Source organism: Arthrobacter sp. Y3221048, from assembly GCF_059092685.1.
In genome coordinates, this window is record NZ_JBNHHX010000003.1 from 697,662 (window position 1) to 714,245 (window position 16,584).

The window sequence follows — 16,584 nt, forward strand, 5'->3', positions numbered from 1 at the left end:
GGCAGACATCTACCGTTTGTCTCACGCTTTGGTTACTCTGAGGCAAGCGGGGCAAGGGTGCACCGCCGTCCGCCACGCCTAGGGGGACCATGAGTTGGCCACCGACCGAGGGCCCGGGCCATGCACCGGGCGGGGGCCGGCTTGTGCCGGGGTCCGGGACGGGCCAGGCACCGCAGGTGGTCCCGGCCGGCTCCGCCGAGCGCCCGCGTGCGCACCCGGGCCAGGGGCAGGTCTGGATCAACCCGACGGCGCGGCAGGGGCGCGTTCCCGGGCAGCAGCCCATACCGGTTTGGCAAGCCCCGGCCCCCGGGGCCGAACCGAACCTGCGCGGCGGCCCGTCACCGTTTGGCAAGTTCCTCCTGCTGGCCGCCGCTGCGGCGCTGGCCGCGTGGGCCTTCGTCTGGATGGCACAACCACGGCTCGCCTCAGGGGTGCCACCCGGCGGGGCCGCCGCCCTTGAGGGTGTTCCGTTCGACGCCGGATCCGCTGTCAAGGGTCCGGGCCACGGCGGGTTTCCGCCGTCGGGAGTCGACGTCGCGGACGAACCGCTGGGGGTGCCCGCGCCGGTCTACGAGGAGAACGACTCCTACCGTTTCCTGGCCTCGCCGTCCAACAGGCAGGACTACATCGCCTACGACCCGTGCCGCCCGGTCCGCTATGTGGTCCGTACGGCAGGCTCCCCCGCGGGCAGCACCGAGTTGGTCCATGAGGCGGTGGAACACGTCTCGGAGGCCACCGGGCTGCAGTTCATTTACGAAGGGACCACCACCGAACAGCCCGCCGAGCGGCGCCGGTCCTACCAGCCCGAACGCTACGGCGAGCGCTGGGCACCGGTGCTGATCGCCTGGTCCGACCCGGAGCAAAGCCCCTCCTTGGCCGGCCCGACCATCGGCTTGGGCGGCAGCGGCTGGGCATCACGCGGCGGGGTTTCCGCTTACGTGTCAGGTCAGGTCGAACTGGACACCCCGCAGTTCCGCCAGCTGCTCGGTTCGCCCGGGGGCAACGACGCCGCGCGGGCCATCATCATGCACGAGCTGGGCCACCTGCTCGGCCTGGACCACGTTGATGATCCCACCCAGCTGATGTACGCCCAGGCCTCGCGCGACATCCTCACCTTTGCCGACGGCGACCTCACCGGCTTGTCGTTACTGGGCCAAGGCGAGTGCGTGCCCGAGCTATAGAACGTCCAGGGCCTGCTCCACGGTATCCACCAGATGCACCGCGCCCTCCATGGACCGCCCGCGCGCCAGCGCCTGGAGCAACGGCCAGGCCGGCAGCTCCTCGGTCCAGTACGTGCGCCCGACCAAGACCATCGGCGAGAGCGCTTCCGGGGTGGCGTAGTAGTTTTCGCAGGCGTCCTGGAAAATCTCCTGCACCGTGCCGCCGGCGCCGGGCAGGAACACGATGCCGCCGTCGCAGCGCTGCAGCAACACCGCCTCGCGCAGGGCGTTGCCGAAGTACTTGGCAATGTGGGTGGCAAACAGGTTCGGCGGCTCGTGCCCGTAGTGCCAGGTGGGAATGCCCAGATTTGCGACGCCGGGTCCGGCATCGGCGAGCACGTCGGCCGCGGCGCGGGCCCAGTCGGTGATGGACGGCCGGAAGCCGGGGACGCCGGCCAGCCGTTCCAGCGCGCCGGCAAACTCGTCATCGCCGGCCGCGGAGAGGCGGGCGCCCAGGTTGGCGGCCTCCATGGCGCCCGGGCCGCCGCCGGTCGCCACGGCATACCCCTCCCTGGCGAGAAGCCTGCCCAGCCGGGCGGCGCCGTCGTAAATTATGCTGCCCCGCGCGGCGGCGTGCCCGCCCATCACCCCCACCATCCTCCGACCCGCGAACACGGTGGGGAACAGCGCCTCCATGGCGTCGCCGATGGCATGGTCGTGCAGGCTTGCCGCCAGGGTGGAGTCCAGGTCGTGGCGGGTGGCGGAGCGCGACGACCAGGCGTAGACCTGCGCGTCCAGCGTCCCCTCGTATGGTCCGGTGTCCAGCCCGCTGTAGAGCTCGGCGGCGGTGTAGACCTGGCCGCGGTACGGGTCGAACGGGACGCCGGGCAGCGTGGGGAAGATCAGCGCACCGTTGCGGTGCAGCCACGCCTCGGTGGCGGCTTCGAACGCGCAGCCCAGGAACATCGCGCCTGCCGGGTCCATGCTGCGCAGGGCCTCGGTGCGGCCGGTGAGATCCACCGACTGGAAGTGCCAGCCGTTCATCGACGGCGGTTCCCCGCCGGGCACCGGTGCCCCGGTTGGCTGCGGACCGCCGGATGGCCGCCGCTCGCCGTCCTCCGTTGCCCTGGCCCGCGGCGCCCGCGCGACGAGCCGGTCGAAGTGCTCGAGCGACTCAATCTCGATGACACGCGGTTCCTTGTGCAGTGCCGCTGACGCTCCCATGCAGCCAGCATAACCGCGGGCTCCGGGCTGCCCGCCAGCGCTGCCGGACCGGCTTCGCACCCCCGGTTGCCCCGAGCTACCGCCGCCCAAGCGGCCTCGTAAGCGGTGCGGGCGGGCGCGCTACCTGTTGCTGGCTTCGGCCTGGCGCAGGTCCGTGTTTGCCGGCCGGTTGCCCTCGGTCGCGGAGGTGATTGCGATATTCCCCTCCGAGGCTGCCTCGGCCAGGACGTCCGGCTCCAGCGCGGTGGCCAACGGCTTTTCCACCACGAACATGCACAGCACGGTGGCGACAACGGCCATCGGCACCATGAACAGGAAGAGCGGCATCAGGGCTTCGTTGTAGGACTCGACGATGACATCGTGCACCGGTGCGGGCAGGCCTGCGACCATGTCCGGCGTCAGCGAGTTGCCGCCTCCGGTGGCCGCGACGGCGGCGGCCGGCAGGCGGTCGTTGAGGAGGTCGACCAGGCGGTGGGCGAACAGGCTTCCCACGACGGCCGAGCCGAGCGTGGCACCGATCTGGCGGAAGAAGTTGTTGGCCGCCGTCGCCGTGCCCACCTGCCGCAGCGGGAAGGAGTTCTGCACGATCAGCACCAGGATCTGCATGTTCAGGCCCAGGCCGAGGCCCAGCAGGCCCAGGTAAACGCAGAGCACCCAGACGGGCGTGTCCGCGCGCACAAAGTACATCAGCAGCAGGGCTACCGCCATGACCGCCGAACCGGCCACCGGCATCCATTTGTAACGGCCGGTCCTGGAGACCAGGATTCCGGAGATCATTGACGACGCGAGCAGCGCGGCCATCATGGGAATCATCAGCATCCCGGCGGCCGTGGCCGATACTCCGGTAGCCATCTGGAAGTAGGTGGGCATGTAGCCGAGGGCGCCGAACATGGCCACCGAGATCAACAGGCCCGCAATGGTGGTCATGATGAAGTTGCGGTCGCGGAACATGGACATGGGGATGATGGGTTCGGCGGTCTTTCGCTCCACCAGCACGAACCCGACGGCGGCCAGCACGGTGCCCGCTATGAGGGCGATGAGCACCGGATCGGACCAGGCGAAGGTGCTGCCGCCCCAGCTGCTCACCAGGACCAGGCCGGTGGTCGCGACCGCCATCAGCAGCATGCCCCAGAGATCGAGCTTCGGCCGCACCTTGACCGGCCGGGACTTCAGGAAGAACAGCGCGCCGATCAAGGCCAAGACGCCCACCGGAATGTTAAACCAGAAGGCCCAGCGCCAGCCCGGTCCCTCGGTAAACCAGCCGCCCAGCAGCGGTCCGACCACGGAGGAGAACGCAAAGACTCCGCCCATGGCGCCCATATACTTGCCGCGTTCCCGGGCGGGAACCACATCGGCAATGATGGCCTGCGACAGGATCATCAGTCCGCCGCCGCCCAGCCCCTGCACCACACGGGAGGCAATGAGCCAGCCCATGTCCGGTGCCAGGGCGCCGATGACCGAGCCGATCAAGAACATGATGATCGCGGCGACCAGCAGGTATTTGCGGCCGATCTGGTCGCCCAGCTTGCCGTAGATGGGCATCATGACCGTTGCGGCCAGGATATAGGCGGTGATCACCCAGAGCATCAGGTTGGCGCCGTTGAGCTCGCCCACGATGGTGGGCAGTGCGGTCGCCAGGATGGTCTGGTTCAGGGCGGCCAGCAACATGGCCATCATCAGCGCAACGAACACCAGCAGCAGGTTGCCATGGCTGTGGCCATGCTGCCCCGGCCGGGACGTCGCGGATGCCGGTGGGCGCTGTAGCGCCGGTCGGCTTTCGTTCTTCATTCGGATTCCTTCAGAACTGCACGCAGCAAGGCCAGGCTGTGCTCAAGGGCCTCGGTCTGCGATTCCAGGGTGGGTTGGGACATGGTTTTTTGCATGGCAAAGCGGAGTGCTGCGCCTGCCGTCATGACCAGCATGCGGGCGGCGTCTTCGGCGGTGTACTGCCCGCCGACAGGATGTGTGGCCAGGATTCGTTCAGCGTCCGCGAGCCGGTCGGAGCCGGCGAGCAGTTCGGAGACCGCTGCGGTGACCAACTGCTCCACCTTGATGACGTACTGGACGCGGCGGTGCAGCAGGTACGGGTACTTGCGCAGGATCCGGTGGCGGGTGGCGTCGTCTCCGCCTTGGATGGAACGGGTGACCGCCAGCATCAATTTGCCGACTTCATCCAGCAGATTGGCATGGACGTCGAATTTGGCCAGCATGGCATCGTCAAGCACCGGTTCGCGCAGGCCCAGCACCGCGTCTTCCTTGCACGTGAAGTAGTTGAAGAAGGTGCGCGGGGAGACCCCGGCGGAGAGCGCGACCGCATCCACCGTGACGGCCTCGATTCCCTCTTCCAGAGCCGCTTCCGCCGCGGCATCGTGCAGGGCTGCCCAGCACTCGGCGCGCTTGCGCTCACGCAGGGAATTTAGTTGACTCACCGAACCAGTGTGTCAGCCCCGCCGCTCTTTGCACAAGTGCAAACATTCATTCCTGCAAGAATTTGAGGAACGTCACACCGGCGGATGACGCCGGGACCAGAGGGATCGGAGGCCGCTGTCCGCGCGGAAACCACCCAACCCGCCGCTCTTAGCGCAGCACCACGGTGCGGTTTCCGTGCAGGATGACCCGGCCTTCGCAGTGCCACTTGACCGCGTTGGTGAGGGCCTTGCACTCGGTGTCGCGGCCGGCGGCGACCAGGTCCTCCGGCCCGAAGGTGTGGTCGACTTCCACCGTCTGCTGGGCGATGATCGGGCCTTCATCGAGCTCGGCGTTGACGTAGTGAGCGGTGGCCCCCACGGTTTTCACGCCCTTTTCGTAGGCCTGGTGATAGGGCTTGGCCCCCTTGAAGCTGGGCAGGAAGGAGTGGTGGATGTTGATGGTGCGGCCGGTCAGCTCCCGGCTCAGGTGGTCACTGAGGACCTGCATGTAGCGGGCCAGCACTACCAGCTCCACGTTGTGGGCGTCGATCAGTTGCAGCAGCTCGGCTTCGGCGGCCGGTTTCGTCTCCGGCGTGACCGGCACGTGATAGTACGGGACCTCATGCCATTCCACCAACCCCTTGTGGTCCAGATGGTTGGACACGACCGCGACGATCTCCACCGGCAGCTCCCCCATCCGGGAGCGGAAGAGCAGGTCGTTCAAGCAGTGTCCGAACTTGGACACCATCACAAGCACCCGCCGCCGGCGGCCCTTGGGTTCCAGCTGCCACGCCATGCCGTACTGCTCGGCCAACGGCGCAAACGCCTCCCGCAGCCGCTCCGTGGAGTTGGTTCCGCCGTTCTCCCCGGCGAAGTCCGTGCGCATGAAAAAATGCCCGTCCCGCCGGTCGTCGAACTGCTTGAGCTCCTGGATGCTCTGGCGGTGCTCCACCAGGAAACCGGAGACCGCGTGGACAATCCCCAACCGCTCCGGGCAGTCGAGGGTCAGGATGTGCTCGTGGTGGATCGGCATGTTGCTACCCCGTTTTCGGTCTAACTTTTCGTGTGGCAGTCTTGGCGGGACTGCCGTCCGGCTGGAGGTTCAGCGCTGGCTGTTCAGCGCTGGCTGTTCAGCATTCGACGACGTTGACGGCCAGTCCGCCGCGTGACGTCTCCTTGTACTTGGACATCATGTCCGCGCCGGTATCCCGCATGGTTTTGATGGCCATATCCAGGGACACCCGGTGGTCGCCGTCGCCGGCCAGCGCCAGCCGGGCGGCGTTGATCGCCTTGACGCTGGCAATGGCGTTGCGTTCGATGCAGGGAATCTGCACCAGGCCGCCCACTGGATCACAGGTCAGCCCCAAATTGTGCTCGATTCCGACCTCGGCGGCGTTTTCCACCTGCTCCGGTGTCCCGCCGAGCACCGCGCACAATGCACCGGCCGCCATCGAACAGGCTGATCCGACCTCGCCCTGGCAGCCGACCTCGGCCCCGGAGATCGAGGCGTTGGTCTTGAACAGGATGCCTATGGCTGCCGCGGTGAGCAGAAAATCCACCACCGCATCGTCGTCCGCGCCGGGCACGAACCTCGTGTAGTAGTGCAGCACGGCGGGCAGGATTCCGGCCGCGCCGTTGGTGGGCGCCGTGACAATCCGCCCGCCGGAGGCGTTCTCCTCGTTAACCGCCAACGCGTACAGGTTCACCCACTCCATCGCCCACAGCGGGTCGGCGTTTGGCGTGCCTTCCGCTGCAAGCGCCGCCTCGGCGGCGCGCAGCCTGCGCCGCAGCCCCGGGGCACGACGGCGGACCAGCAGTGAACCGGGCAGGGTCTCCTCGGTGCGGGTACAGCCGTTTTCCACACACTCCTGCATCACGGCCCAGATCCGCAGGAGGTCCGCCCGCAGTTCGGCTTCGCTGCGCCAGGTGAGCTCGTTGGCCAGCATCACGCCGGCTATCGACGTTTCGGCCTCCCGGCAGCGGGAGAGCAGTTCCGCGGCGGTGGAAAACGGGTACGGTAGCCGCTCCGCCTCCGCGGGAGAGCCCGCGCGCCCGGTGTCGCGCTCCCCCGCGCCCGCGTCGCGTGCGGCGGCATCGCTCCCGTGCGCAGCCTCTTCCGCCGCGCCCTCGGCCTCTTCGGCAGTGACCACGAACCCGCCGCCCACCGAGTAATAGGAGGATGCGCGCAGCGGTGAGCCACCGGCGTCGTACGCGGTGAAGGTCATCCCGTTGGGGTGCGCCGGCAGCGAACGGCGGCGGTGCAGCACCACGTCGGCCGCCCGGTCGAACCCCACCGAATGCGTGCCGGCCAGGCGCAGCTTCCGCCCGGCCGCTGCCTCCTCCACCTGCGCGTCCGCTGCATCCGGATCAACGGTTTCCGGGTCCTCGCCCTGCAGGCCCAGGATCACGGCCTTGTCCGATCCGTGGCCGGCCCCGGTGGCACCGAGCGAGCCGAACAGCTCCGACTTCACCCGGGCCACCGCCTCCAGCAGCCCGTCGGCCGCCAGCGACTCGGCGAACTGCCGGGCGGCCCGCATGGGCCCCACCGTGTGCGACGACGACGGTCCGATGCCGATCGAGAACAGGTCCAGCGCGCTCAGTGCCATCTCAATCGACCTCGGGCGATGCGAACTCCGTCATGGCGTCCAGCAACCAGCGGGCGGTGTAGTCGGCGAACGAGGCCCGCGGCATGATCCGGTAGACCTGGCCGCCGTCCTGCTCCCCGGTCTGCCACAGCAAGACCGGCACCGGGCCCAGCTGCGTGGTGATCGCCGTGCCGGGACGGAACATCCGCGGGTGCAGGTCCGCGTGGCAGCCCTTCTCCAGCACCAGCCGGGCCGAGGGTCCGGAGAGTTCCAGCGTGGTGCGGTTGGCGGACAGATCGACGACGGCGCCCGGTTCTCCCCCGAGGGCGGCGGTCAGGTCCGCCGTGACATCCGTACCCTCGGGCCCGACGAGCAGGAACTCGTCCGGACCCAGCCACAGGATGGCGGTCGAGTCCGCGCCGCCGGAAACCTGGCCGTGGGCGGACGGCAGCGGCAGCCCGGCGGCGGCCTCCAGCGCCTTGGCGCCGGCCGATCCCGGCTCGGCCCGCAGGCCGACCATGTTCAGGAACGGGATTTCACGCAGGCTGACGCCACGTTCGCCGGCCACGGCGCCCTGGCTGATTGCCTCGGTCAAGTGCGCCAGCGGGCTGCGGCGCAGTGCTGCAATGTTGGTCATGACCTGTTCAGCCATCACGACGGCTCCCTTCGGGGTCGTAAAGTACGGGTTCTGCGATGACGACGTCCACCAGCTGCCCGTTGACGGGTGCCTGCAGCGTCTCGCCGATGCGGTTGCGGCCGTTCCTGATCAGGGCCAGGCCGAAGCTGCGGCCCAGCGCGGCGCTGTGGTAGCTGGAGGTCACGTGCCCCTCCATCGGCACCGGCGCCTCGGCCGGCGCGATCCGGGTTCCGTGGTTGACCAGCTGCGCGCCCTCGGGCAGGCGGAACGACTTGTCCACCGGCAGGACCCCGACCAGCTGCTTGCGGTCCTCGCGCAGGTTATCGGCGCGGGTGTAGGAGCGCTTGCCCACGAAGTCCTTGGCCTTGGACACCACCCATTCCATGCCTGCGTCCTGCGGCGTTACCGTGCCGTCAGTGTCCTGGCCGACGATGATGAAGCCCTTCTCGGCGCGCAGCACGTGCATGGTCTCGGTGCCGTACGGGGTGATGTTGAACTCCGCACCGGCCTCGGCGACGTCTTCCCAGACCTTCAGTCCGTACCAGGAGGACACGTTGATCTCGAACGCCAGTTCGCCGGAGAACGAGATTCGGCAGACTCGGGCCGGGATGCCGGAGGCGAGCGTGGTTTCCTTGAACGCCATGAAGGGGAAGGCGTCGTTGTCCAGGTCCAGCTCGGGCGCCAGCTTGGCGATGACCGCGCGGGACTTCGGGCCCACGACGGCGACCGTGGTGTACTGCTCCGTGACCGAGTTGCACACGACGTCCAGCTCCGGCCATTCGGTCTGCAGCCATTCCTCCAGCCAGTCCAGCACCTTGGCCGCACCGCCGGTCGTGGTCGTCATGAAGTACCGGTCTTCGTCCAGGCGCAGCGTCACGCCGTCGTCGAAAATCATGCCGTCCGGGGTGCACATCAGCCCGTAGCGGGCCAGGCCCGGCTTCAGCTTCTTGAACGCGTTGGTGTACATCCGGTTCAAGAATTCGCCGGCGTCCTTGCCGCGGATCTCGATCTTGCCCAGCGTGGTCGCATCCATGAAGCCGACAGATTCGCGGACGGCGGCGCATTCGCGCAGCACCGCGGCGTCCATGTCCTCGCCCGGCTGCGGGAAGTACCACGGCCGCTTCCACTGTCCGACGTCCTCGAACAGCGCACCGTGGGCTACGTGCCACGGGTGGATCGAGGTCAGCCGCGCCGGGTCGAAAAGCTCCCCGCGCTGCCGGCCGGCCAGGGCGGCGAACGCCACCGGAGTGTAGGGCGCGCGGTAGGCGGTGGTGCCGATGCTTCCGACGTCGGGATTGTTCAGCGCCGCGGCGATGACGCCGATGGCGTTGACCCCGGAGGTCTTGCCCTGGTCGTTCGCGGTGCTGATCGACGTGTAGCGCTTCACATGCTCCACGCTGCGCATTCCGGCCCCGGTCGAACGCAGCACGTCCGCAACCGTCTGGTCGCGCTGGAAGTCCACGAAGTGGTTCTTCCAGCCGGCGGCCTCGCCGTCGGGGGCGGGAACCAGCCAGAGCGGCCGGATCGGGGAGACGGTTTCGGCGGCGGCCGCGGGAACCTCCGGGTCCACGTTGAAGCCGGTGCGGGTGGCCGCCGCGGCGCCGGCGGCGGCGCCCTCCTGCAGGCTGCCGGCCAGATCCAGGGTTCCGTTGCAGGCGCCGGCCGTCTGCTGGTCCTTGACCGCAGGGCCGGGCACGAAGGCAGCCAGCTCGTCGTTCCAGGCCAGGCGGCGCTCGCGCTGGCTGTGCAGGTGCACCACCGGGTTCCAACCGCCGGAGACCGCCAGCAGGTCCGCCTCTATGGTTTCCGGTTCCCCGGTCAACTGACCTTCGGCATCCAGACCGCTGACGACGACGGCGCTGATCCTTCCGTCGTCCTTCTGGCCGTGGGTGTCCGCCACGGCACTGCCGGTGATCAGGCGGGTGCCGGCCGCGCGGACCGTCTCGGCGGCGTCGCCGCTGACTTCGGTACGCGCCTCCACCACGGCGGCGACCTTGATGCCCGCCGCGGACAGGTCGGCGACCAGTTTGTAGGCCGAGTCGTTGTTGGTGGCGACGACCACTCGCTTGCCGGCGGCCACCGCGTACCGGTTGAGGTAGCTGCGGACGGCGGAGGCCAGCATGATGCCGGGGCGGTCGTTGTTCGCGAAGACGATGGGACGTTCGTGCGCACCGGTGGCGAGCACCACCTGCTGGGCCCGGACGTGCCAGATGCGTTCGCGGGAGACACCGGCTCCCAGCTCGCCGGCCAGGTGGTCGGTGCGGCGCTGAACGGCCACGATGAAGTTGCTGTCGTAGCTGCCGAACGCCGTCGTGCGGGGCAGATAGGTCAGCTCGTCGGCGGCGGACAACTCGGCGACGGTCCGGTCGACCCACTCCTGCGCGGGGCGGCCGTCGACCATCTCGCCGCGGCCCGACAGCAGGGAGCCGCCGGCCTCCGGCTGCTCGTCCATCAGGATCACGCGCGCACCGCTCTTGGCTGCCTCGCGGGCTGCGGCGAGACCGGCCGGGCCGGCGCCGACCACCAGCACGTCGGTGTGCACGTATTTGCGGTCGTAGACGGCCTCGTCCGTCCGGGGGTCCAACTGGCCCAGGCCGCTCAGCAGCTTGGCGTCCATACCGTCCGTCAGCTCCAGTGCGGTCGCCGGCAGCATGGACTCGTCGACGTGCCCGGCGTAACGGGCACTGACCTTGACCAGGGCGTTGGGCTCTTCCACGCCGGCTGACATGATGCCGCGCGGACGGCTCAGGTAAAGCGAGTCGCCCGCCGTGACCTTCCCGGCCGCGAGCAGCGCGGAGGCCAGCGTGTCCCCGGCGTAGCCTGTGTAGGTGTGGCCGTCGAGCGTGAAGTTCAGCGGCTTGGTCCGGTCGATCCGGGCAGCGGCGCCGGCGGGTGCGGCAAGCCGCTGCGACTGGTCGGCGAGGTTGCTGGGGGCGGTCATTTCGCTCCTCCTTCGGCTGGCTGGGCCTTGACACCCACGAGGCTGCCGAGGTCGATCGGTGGTTTCTCGCCGGGCTTGTACACGGCCTTGAATTCATAGCTGACGGTGTCGCGCACCGCGTTGAACCAGCGCCTGCAGCCGGTGCTGTGCACCCAGCGTTCGGCGAAGAGGCCTTTTGGGTTGGCGCGGTAGAAGAGGAACTTGGCCCATTCCGCGTCGCTCAGCTGGTTCGGATCTGCCGGGTAGGCCACGTGGGCCTGGCCGCCGTAGTGGTACTCGGTCTCGTCGCGCGGCCCGCACCAGGGGCATTCGATCAGAAGCATCTCGGTCGTCCTTCCTAGTGGGCCACGGCGGCGGCGCCGTGTTCGTCGATGAGGTGTCCGGTTTCGAACCGGTCCAGAGCAAACGGGGCGTTCAGCGGGTGCGGCTCGTCCGTGGCAATGGTGTGGGCGAAGGTGTAGCCGGCGCCCGGCGTCCCCTTGAAGCCGCCGGTTCCCCAGCCGCAGTTCACGTAGAGCTGGTCGATCGGCGTCTTGGACACGATCGGCGAGGCGTCCATGGTGGTGTCGACGATGCCGCCCCAGGTCCGCAGCACGTGGGCGCGGGCGAAGATCGGGAAGAGCTCGACGGCGGCGGCCATCTGTTCCTCGATGACGTGGAAGGCGCCGCGCTGGCCGTAGCCGTTGTAGGTGTCGATGCCCGCGCCCATGACCAGTTCGCCCTTGTGCGCCTGGGAGACGTAGACGTGGACATGGTTGGACATGACCACCGTGGGGTGGACCGGCTCGTGCAGCTCGGAGACCAGCGCCTGCAGCGGGTGCGACTGGATGGGCAGCTCGAAGCCGGCCAGTTCGGCCAGCACCGAGCTGTGTCCCGCACCGGCCAGGCCGACCTTGCCCGCGTTGATCCGGCCTCGGCTGGTTTCGACGCCGACAACCCGGTCGCCGTCCTTGATGAATCCGGTGACCTCGCAGTTCTGGATGATGTCCACGCCCATCTCGTCGCACTTGCGGGCGAAGGCCCAGGCCACGTGGTCGTGCTTGGCGATGCCGGCGCGGGGCTGGTAGGTCGCCCCCATCACCGGGTAGCGGATGTCGTCCCCGGTGTTGATGATGGGGCACAGTTCCTTGATCTGGTCCGGGGTGATCCACTCGGCGTCCACGCCGTTGAGCTGGTTGGCGTTCACCCGGCGGATGCTCTCGCGCACGTCCTGCAGGGTGTGCGCCAGGTTCATCACGCCGCGCTGGGAGAAGAGGAAATCGTATTCGAGTTCCTCCGGCAGCTGCTCCCAGAGCTTGAGCGAGTGCTCGTAGATTCCCGCGCTCTCGTCCCAGAGGTAGTTGGAGCGGATGATCGTGGTGTTGCGGGCCATGTTGCCGCCGGCCAGCCAGCCGCGCTCCAGCACCGCGATGTTGGTCATGCCGTGGTTCTTGGCCAGATAGTAGGCGGTGGCCAGGCCGTGGCCGCCGCCGCCGACGATCACGGCGTCGTAAGAGGATTTCGGCTCCGGATTCCGCCAGAGGAAGTCCGGGTGCTCGGGCAGCAGATCGGCCATTATTCGGCTCCGTTCGGCTCGGCGTTCAGGTTGGGGTACAGCGGGAACTTCTCCGCCAGCAGGGCCACGCGGCCGCGCAGCTCGGTGAGCAGCTCCGCGTCTGGTGCACGGGTCAGTGCGGCGGCAATGATGTCTGCCACCTCGGTGAATTCGGCGGCGCCGAAGCCGCGGGTGGCCAAGGCAGGGGTTCCGATCCGCAGGCCGGAGGAGACCATCGGCGGGCGCGGATCGAACGGCACGGCGTTGCGATTGACGGTGATGCCGATGGAGTGCAGCCGGTCCTCGGCCTGCTGGCCGTCCAGTTCCGAGTTGCGCAGGTCCACCAAGACCAGGTGCACGTCGGTGCCGCCGCTGACCAGGCTGATGCCGGCGGCCGCAACGTCGTCGGCCAGCAGCCGTTGGGCCAGCGTTTGCGAGCCCTCGAGGGTGCGTTGCTGGCGGTCCGCGAACTCGTCGGAGGCGGCAAACTTGAAGGCCACCGCCTTGGCGGCCACCACGTGTTCCAGCGGGCCGCCCTGCTGGCCGGGGAACACCGCGGAGTTGATCTTCTTGGCCAGCTCCTGCTTGGACAGGATCACGCCACCGCGCGGACCGCCCAGCGTCTTGTGCGTGGTGGTGGTGACGACGTCGGCGTACGGCACCGGGTTCGGGTGCAGCCCGGCGGCCACCAGGCCGGCGAAGTGCGCCATGTCCACCATCAGGTAGGCGCCGACCTTGTCCGCGATGCGGCGGAACTCCGCAAAGTCCAGCTGGCGGGTGTAGGCGGACCAGCCGGCCACGATCAACTTGGGCTTGTGCTCGACGGCGAGGCGTTCCACCTCTGCCATGTCGATCCTGTGGTCGGACTCGGAGACCCCGTAGGGCACGACGTTGTAGAGCTTGCCGGAGAAGTTGATCTTCATGCCGTGGGTCAGGTGCCCGCCGTGCGCCAGGTTCAGACCCAGAATGGTGTCGCCCGGGGACAGCAGCGCGAACATGGCCGCGGCATTGGCCTGCGCACCCGAGTGCGGCTGAACGTTGGCGGCTTCCGCGCCGAACAGTGCCTTGACCCGGTCGATGGCCAGCTGCTCGATCACGTCCACGTGTTCGCAGCCGCCGTAGTAGCGCCGGCCGGGGTAGCCCTCGGCATACTTGTTCGTCAGCACCGAGCCCTGGGCCTCCATCACCGCGGTGGGGGCGAAATTCTCCGACGCGATCATCTCCAGCGTGGACTGCTGGCGCTCCAGCTCCCGGGCAATGGCGCCGGCGACCTCGGGATCCGCTGCGGACAATCCGGTTGTCAGGGTGTTCACCATCCGACTTCTCCTTCTAAGAACCTGACCAAACAAACTAATATTTGACTGATATATCAGAACTGATTGCAATAGTATGATGGGGATCACAGGACGTCAAGAGAACCCTTCCAACAGCGCATTTCGAGCTGGCGGGATCCCGAAAAGGCCACGGACGAGTCAGGAGCATCATGAGCATCACCGCGGAACCCGATGCCGGAACCGAGCCGCTGTCGCTGGCCGAGCAGGCCTACCGCGCGGTGCGGGACAAGCTGATCATGTTGGATATCCGCCCCGGCGCCCCGATCAATGACGGACAGCTGGCGGCGGAACTGGGCTTCGGGCGCACCCCGGTGCGCGAGGCCCTGAAGAAGCTGGAGATCGACCACCTGGTCATCTCCTATCCGCGCCGCGGCACCTTCGCGACCATCGTGGACATCACCGAACTGGCCGCCGTCTCGGAGCTGCGCCGGGTGCTGGAACCGCTGGCCGCCCGGAAGGCCGCCGAGTCTGCCGGTGAGGCCATGCGAGGCGAGCTTTCGCGGCTGGCCCGGGACATCGGGAAGCTCGAAGACCGCCCCCCAAACAAGCACGACCTGATGCGTTACGACCTCAGCGTGCATCGGGCCATCTACCGCGCCGCCGGCAATCCCTACCTTGAGGACACGCTGATCCGGCTGGACAACCTGGCCACCCGGATCTGGTGCCTGGTGCTGGATAAGGTGCCGTCCGTTGCCGGCCACATCACAGAGCACGTGGAACTACTGGACTCAATTGTCGACGGCGATGCCGACCACGCTGCCCGCCTCGCCCTCGAGCACATCACAGGCTTCGAACAGGCCATCCGCGCGGTGCTGTAGGCGTTTGAACAACCCCCAAGAGGTGGACAGGCAGGCGCCGCGCCCCTCAGCGTCCGGCGTTTGCCTTTGGAACAAGCAGCCGTGCACACCAGCACCAGCGCAGAAACACCTTGACAGTGACACACCTCACACTTAGTGTAGTGCAACATTGTTGCATTGCATGCAACTCAGCTGACTAATTGGCGGTAAATCCCATGACACACAGCGATAAACTTCCTTCTGTCCCGTCCAATGAAGCTGGACTCGGCCCAACATTGAGCGGACAGCACCGCCCGGCCCCTGTCGGCGTCGGGAAACAAACCCGCCGGAAAGTCGTTGCCGCAAGTTTCATCGGCAATTTCGTCGAATGGTTCGACTACGCGGTCTACGGGTATCTGGCAGTGAACATCTCCGCTGTCTTCTTTCCGGAATCGGACCCCCAGACAGGGCTGCTGCTGACTTTCGCTTTGTTCGCCATCTCCTTCTTGGTCCGTCCGGTCGGCGGGTTCATATGGGGCCACATCGGTGACCGAATCGGACGCCGTTCCGCCCTTTCGTGGTCGATCCTCATCATGTCTGCCGCCACATTTTGCATCGCGTTGATCCCCGGCTACGACACCATCGGCATCTGGGCGCCGGTGCTGCTCCTGCTCATCCGCGTCATTCAAGGCTTCTCGGCCTCTGGCGAGTATGCCGGCGCTTCCGCCTTCCTCGTTGAATATGCCCCGGCGAACCGACGAGGCCTCTACGCAGCCGTCGTTCCCGCCAGCACGGCCACCGGCCTGCTGCTGGGCTCACTGCTGGCAGCTCTCCTGACCGGCCTGCTCAGCACCGAGGCGATGAACGATTGGGGATGGCGCCTGCCGTTCCTCTTGGCCGCACCCATGGGCCTCATCGGCCGCTACATCCGCACCCGTTTGGAAGACACTCCCGCTTTCCGCGAGCTAGCCCTAGAGGACCAGGCCATCAAGGCCCCGGTGAAGAGTATGTTTCAGGAACACTGGCGCCAACTGCTGCAGGCCGTCGGTGCCGTGCTCCTTAACGCCGTCGGGTTCTACGTCATCCTCAGCTACATGCCCACGTACTTGTCCGAGGAAATCGGCATGGACGCAACTGCTTCATACATCGCCACCACGGTGGCTCTTCTGACCTACATTGGATTCATTTTCCTCACCGGCATGTTGTCAGACCGGTTTGGCAGAAAGAAGGTCCTAATCACGGCGTCCGTGCTGTTCATTGTCCTGACCGTGCCGGCGTTCGCGGCCCTCGGCACCGGGGACTTCATGACGATCTTGCTCGTGCAGATCCTGCTGGGCGGAATGCTTACGCTCAACGACGGCACGCTCCCCAGCTTCCTGGCCGAGAAGTTCCCCACCAGGGTGCGGTTCAGCGGGTTCGCCGTCAGCTTCAATCTGTCGAACGCCATTTTCGGCGGCACTGCCCCGTTCATGGCCACCCTGCTGATCGCTTCCACCGGAAGCGACCTGGCTCCGGCGTGGTACTTGATCGCCGCCGCCGCTGTCTCTTTGGTCGCCGTCGCGCTTTCACGCGAGACAAGCCGCGAGCCGCTTCGCCATCAGTAACGATTTCCCGGCCTACTCCCCATTTAGACTTTGGTGCCGGTCGCTATAGCGATCACGGCATCCTCACGATCGGACGCCGACCACGCTGTCCGCCTCGCCCTCGAGCACATCACCGGCTTCAAAAAGGCCAACCGCGCGGGGCTCCAGCTGACCGAAAGACCTTCATCCCCCATCAGAAAGACACTCCCCTTGACTGTGACGCCCCTCACTGTAGACTTTGCTGCAACCGTGTTGCCTGTATTGCAACAACACGTTCCCGGCATTGTGCTCCTCACCCATAAACACCATCGCAGCCGACCAGCCACTGGTCGCCCATTGAAAGGGACGCTGGCATGTCCGTTCATGAGCAAGAGAAACCCAAAGGAACCACCACTCCTCTCG

General features: G+C 67.3%; 13 protein-coding genes. 3 read left to right on the top strand and 10 right to left on the bottom strand.

Translation table 11 applies throughout. From position 1 onward, the window contains the following. The first annotated feature begins 89 nt into the window (after positions 1–89). A complete protein-coding gene (locus AC5RVS_RS12125) occupies positions 90–1,181 on the top strand; it encodes a matrixin family metalloprotease (RefSeq protein WP_494108312.1) in 1,092 nt (363 codons plus the stop codon). Here the strand turns inward: AC5RVS_RS12125 and AC5RVS_RS12130 are convergent. From AC5RVS_RS12130 to glyA, 10 genes are all read right to left on the bottom strand, one after another. Next, on the bottom strand, positions 1,176–2,384 hold the full coding sequence (locus AC5RVS_RS12130; RefSeq protein ID WP_494108313.1) for an LOG family protein: 1,209 nt from the start codon (positions 2,382–2,384) through the stop codon (positions 1,176–1,178). The two genes, AC5RVS_RS12125 and AC5RVS_RS12130, sit on opposite strands and share 6 nt — an antisense overlap. A gap of 120 nt (positions 2,385–2,504) precedes the next feature. Continuing rightward, entirely contained in the window at positions 2,505–4,172 is a 1,668-nt protein-coding gene (locus AC5RVS_RS12135) for an MDR family MFS transporter (RefSeq protein WP_494108314.1), read from the bottom strand. Next, the gene (locus tag AC5RVS_RS12140) at positions 4,169–4,813 is read right to left on the bottom strand and encodes a TetR family transcriptional regulator (protein ID WP_494108315.1); all 645 of its coding nucleotides are present in this window, start codon (positions 4,811–4,813) and stop codon (positions 4,169–4,171) included. Before AC5RVS_RS12140 ends, AC5RVS_RS12135 begins: the two co-directional genes overlap by 4 nt. 148 nt (positions 4,814–4,961) lie before the next feature. Next, on the bottom strand, positions 4,962–5,825 hold the full coding sequence (gene purU / locus AC5RVS_RS12145) for a formyltetrahydrofolate deformylase (RefSeq protein ID WP_493987659.1): 864 nt from the start codon (positions 5,823–5,825) through the stop codon (positions 4,962–4,964). A gap of 97 nt (positions 5,826–5,922) precedes the next feature. After that, positions 5,923–7,398 (bottom strand): L-serine ammonia-lyase, encoded by a 1,476-nt coding sequence (locus tag AC5RVS_RS12150; protein ID WP_494108316.1) that lies wholly within the window; start codon positions 7,396–7,398, stop codon positions 5,923–5,925. Position 7,399: 1 nt separating this feature from the next. Continuing rightward, a complete protein-coding gene (locus tag AC5RVS_RS12155; protein ID WP_494108317.1) occupies positions 7,400–8,029 on the bottom strand; it encodes a sarcosine oxidase subunit gamma in 630 nt (209 codons plus the stop codon). Then, the gene (locus AC5RVS_RS12160; RefSeq protein WP_494108318.1) at positions 8,022–10,955 is read right to left on the bottom strand and encodes a sarcosine oxidase subunit alpha family protein; all 2,934 of its coding nucleotides are present in this window, start codon (positions 10,953–10,955) and stop codon (positions 8,022–8,024) included. The genes AC5RVS_RS12155 and AC5RVS_RS12160 overlap by 8 nt, the downstream gene beginning before the upstream one ends. Continuing rightward, positions 10,952–11,278, bottom strand: a complete 327-nt coding sequence (locus AC5RVS_RS12165; RefSeq protein ID WP_494108319.1) for a sarcosine oxidase subunit delta — start codon at positions 11,276–11,278, stop codon at positions 10,952–10,954. Before AC5RVS_RS12165 ends, AC5RVS_RS12160 begins: the two co-directional genes overlap by 4 nt. Before the next feature lie 14 nt (positions 11,279–11,292). Further along, entirely contained in the window at positions 11,293–12,510 is a 1,218-nt protein-coding gene (locus tag AC5RVS_RS12170) for a sarcosine oxidase subunit beta family protein (protein WP_493987654.1), read from the bottom strand. Then, entirely contained in the window at positions 12,510–13,805 is a 1,296-nt protein-coding gene (gene glyA / locus AC5RVS_RS12175) for a serine hydroxymethyltransferase (protein ID WP_493987653.1), read from the bottom strand. The genes AC5RVS_RS12170 and glyA overlap by 1 nt, the downstream gene beginning before the upstream one ends. A gap of 167 nt (positions 13,806–13,972) precedes the next feature. Here glyA and AC5RVS_RS12180 point away from each other — a divergent pair, with 167 nt between their 5' ends. Continuing rightward, complete coding sequence (locus AC5RVS_RS12180; protein ID WP_494108320.1) at positions 13,973–14,641, top strand: GntR family transcriptional regulator; 669 nt, start codon at positions 13,973–13,975, stop codon at positions 14,639–14,641. A 254-nt stretch (positions 14,642–14,895) separates the two neighbouring features. Beyond that, positions 14,896–16,203 carry an MFS transporter gene (locus AC5RVS_RS12185; protein WP_494108321.1) on the top strand — a complete coding sequence of 436 codons (1,308 nt, stop codon included), beginning with the start codon at positions 14,896–14,898 and terminating at the stop codon, positions 16,201–16,203. The last annotated feature ends 381 nt before the right edge of the window (positions 16,204–16,584 follow it).